Genomic DNA, 3,226 nt, shown 5'->3' with positions numbered 1-3,226 from the left:
CCTCGGCGGGAGCGGGCTTGCCGTTGGCCGCGCGCTCGGGTTGGGCAGGCTGCGGCACATCGGCCTCGGCACCGCCCGCCGCTTCGCCTTTTGTCGCGTCGGTTGCAAGCTCGCCCTTGGACGCATCGGCCACCGGGGTCTGCGGCAGTTGAGGAAACTGCGGCAGCCGGGGCAGTTCAGCCTGTTCCCCCCGCTTGGCATCGCCCTTCTGCGGCTTCTGTCCCGGCTGCGGGGTTTGCGCTTTCTTGTCGCTTTTCTCGGCCACGGCGGGCTTGCGTGCACCGCTGTCCGTAAACTGCTTCACCGGCGAGCCGAACACGAACAATAGAATGACCAACAGCGTGGCGGCCACGCAGATGGCCAGCACGGCCCGGGCCACCAGCGGCGTCAGGGTGGGCTTGCCGCGCTTGCTGCTGGAACGCCGCGTCCCGGATGTGGCCGACGGCTTGCCAGATTTGCCCGACTTGCCCGATGGGGCGGGCTTGCGTCCCGAGCCCCCCTTGGCGTCATCCTTGCGGGGGGGCTTCTTTCCGGGGGTCTTCTCCCCTGCCATGCGCTCTCCTGCTCCATGTCCGGGTCATGCCGCGCCGCCCGTGACTGCGTCCGGCCTGCGGCATGTCCTGCCATGATCCGGCATGATCCGACATGCCCTGACATGCCCTGACATGACAGGGGCGCGGTCTCCCGCGCCCCTGGTTTTCATCGTGCAACCTTACAACGGCATCGGCAGCCCGCCGCCTGCGCGGCGGTACGCCTACTGGATATCCTTGAGGCGGGGCAAGCGCTTGACGAACTGCAACGCCATGCGCAGCTGGTTGTCCTTTTCCAGGGCCTGCTTCACGTCGTCCGCGGCCTTGGCCGAAGGACGCGCATCCTTGCCCGAAGAACCGTTCTCGAGGTGACGGTTCAGGTCCTTTTCGCGCACCATGTTCAGGCGGTGGGCCTTTTCTTCGTCGCGCGGCAGTTCGAAGGGCACCTCGAAGTCGGGCTCGATGCCTTCGGCCTGAATGGAGCGGCCATTGGGCGTGTAGTACAGGGCCACGGTCAGCTTCAGACCCGCGCCGTCGGACAGGGGAATGACGTTCTGCACGGAGCCCTTGCCGAAGGTGCGTTCGCCCAGGATGAGCGCGCGATTGTGGTCGCGCAGGGCACCGGCCACGATTTCCGAGGCCGAGGCGGAACCGGCGTTGACCAGCACCACCATGGGCACGGACACGTCGCCGGGCTGGGTCTTGGCGCGGTATTCGCGGCTGGCGTCCTCCATGCGGCCACGGATGGACACGATGACCCCATCCTTCAGGAAGGTGTCGGACACGCTCACGGCCTGGTCCAGCAACCCGCCGGGGTTGTTGCGCAGGTCGAGGATGATGCCCTTCATCCCCTTCTTGCCCGCTTCCTTCAGCGCGTCCACCAGTTCACCGGTGGTGCGTTCGCTGAAGCGGGTCAGGCGCACCCAGTGGTAGCCGTCTTCAAGCATCTTGGACTTGACGCTGATGAGCGGGATGGCGTCGCGCACCAGGCGCACCACTTCGGGCGCCTTGGCGTCGCGGTGCAGGATGGACAGTTCCACCTCGGTGCCCTTGGCCCCACGGATGCGGCTGACCGCTTCCTGGGTGGTCATGTCCTGTGTGGGCACGCCGTCCACGGCAAGAATGATGTCGCCGCTCTTCAGGCCCGCCTTGTGGGCGGGGGTGTCCTCGATGGGTGCCACCACGATGAGTTGGCCGTTCTCGCTGGAAATCTCGATGCCGATGCCGAAGAATTCGCCGGAGGTGCTTTCCTGCATCTCCTTGAATTCCTCCACCGACAGGAAGGTCGAATGGGGATCCAGACCTTGCAGCATGCCCTTGACGGCCCCGTTGATCAGATCCTTGCGGGGTACGTCGCGCACGTAATAGCGCTCCACCAGGTCGAGCACCTGGCTGAAGCGCTTCAGCGAGTCGTATTTGCCTTCCTCACTCGCCGCACCGACGGTGTCGGGCACCAGCGCCGCCCCGCCGGAAATGGCGAGCACGCCAAGAATGAGCAGCGTGGCCGTCCACAGCGTCACACGCATAATGAAACCTCCGAAAGCCTGAAAAGAGGCTAATTTGCTGAAAGAAGCCACGCATCAGGGTTAATGGCTTTTTGGTGAAAACGCAATTCGAAATAGACTCCGGGGCCATTGGCGTCCGGATAGAATCCGGCGGTGCCCACCTGCTGCCCCCCGCCCACCTCCTGCCCCAGCCGCAACGGGCTGTCGGCCAGAAAGGCGTACAGCGTATAGTACGCCTGTCCGTGCATCAGAATGACGACACGGCCGAACCCGCGCATGGTGTCGTTATGCACCACACGGCCATAGGCCACCGCGCACACCGGCTCGCCCTGCCTCACCGAAATGCCCAGCCCGCGCACGGGGGGCTTGGCATCCGGCGCGTAGCGGCGCACCACCCGGCCCTTGGCGGGCCACGGCAGCCGGCCCTTCTGCTTCTCTATGTCGCCGCGCGACAGGGCCTGCTCCAGCCGGGCATTGAGGGTCTGGATCATCTCGAAAAGGTCGGCCAGTTCCGCCTCGGCGTCCTCGCGCTGCTGGCGCACCGAAGACAGCGACTGGCGGAAGCGCTGCTTGTCAGCCAGCAGCTTCGAACGGTCCGCCCCCAGCGCCTCCACCTGCTTGCGCACCTGCTCGGACAGTGCCTCGCGCCGGGTCAGGGCCTCTGCCATGGCGGTTTCCTGGGCGCGCAATTCCTGCTGGCGCTCGCCGATGACCTTGTAGATTTCCTGCGTCCAGGCGTAGTCACGCTCGGCCATGCGCCAGTCTGTCAGATCGCGCGCGCCCACCCCCTTCTGGCGCACGTACAGCGGCCAGAGCAGTTGCAGCAGCCCGGACAGCGAGGCCTCCGTGCGGGAACGCTCGGCTGCCAGCCGCTCGTAGGCGGCGCGCACATCGGTGGCGGCGGCCTCCAGTTGGGAAAGTTCCTGCTCTTGCCGGGCCACCTTGGCCTCCAGCGCGGTGATGCGGTCTTCGGCCATGGCCAGGTCGGTGTTCAGGGCGCGCTCCTGTACCGAAAGCTTGGTGATGCTCTCCTGCCGGGCACGCAGGCGGGCCTGCTGGGCCTCCAGCGCCTTGCGGATGTCTTCTTCCGTGGTCAGCTGGCCCACGGGTGCTGCCTTGCCGCGCGCCTCCTGGCGCTGCGGAGCGCCCTTGGCCCCCTTGCCCGACGGGGCGGACGGGCCGGACGGGGCG

2 protein-coding genes and 1 pseudogene are annotated in these 3,226 nt (G+C 66.6%); all 3 read right to left on the bottom strand.

Translation table 11 applies throughout. The features are described 5' to 3' along the window. Positions 1-553: pseudogene (locus tag FVW27_RS11325) on the bottom strand (divergent polysaccharide deacetylase family protein); the annotation flags it as partial. A 201-nt stretch (positions 554-754) separates the two neighbouring features. After that, a complete protein-coding gene (locus FVW27_RS11320; protein ID WP_167125202.1) occupies positions 755-2,056 on the bottom strand; it encodes a S41 family peptidase in 1,302 nt (433 codons plus the stop codon). A gap of 29 nt (positions 2,057-2,085) precedes the next feature. Further along, the coding region (locus FVW27_RS11315; RefSeq protein WP_167125201.1) for a murein hydrolase activator EnvC family protein at positions 2,086-3,226 on the bottom strand (1,141 nt) is incomplete at its 5' end.

This window comes from Nitratidesulfovibrio liaohensis (assembly GCF_011682075.1).
GTDB classification, from domain to species: Bacteria; Desulfobacterota; Desulfovibrionia; order Desulfovibrionales; family Desulfovibrionaceae; genus Cupidesulfovibrio; species Cupidesulfovibrio liaohensis.
Note: the sequence above shows the minus strand (reverse complement) of the source record. Positions and strands in the feature narration are given on the sequence as shown.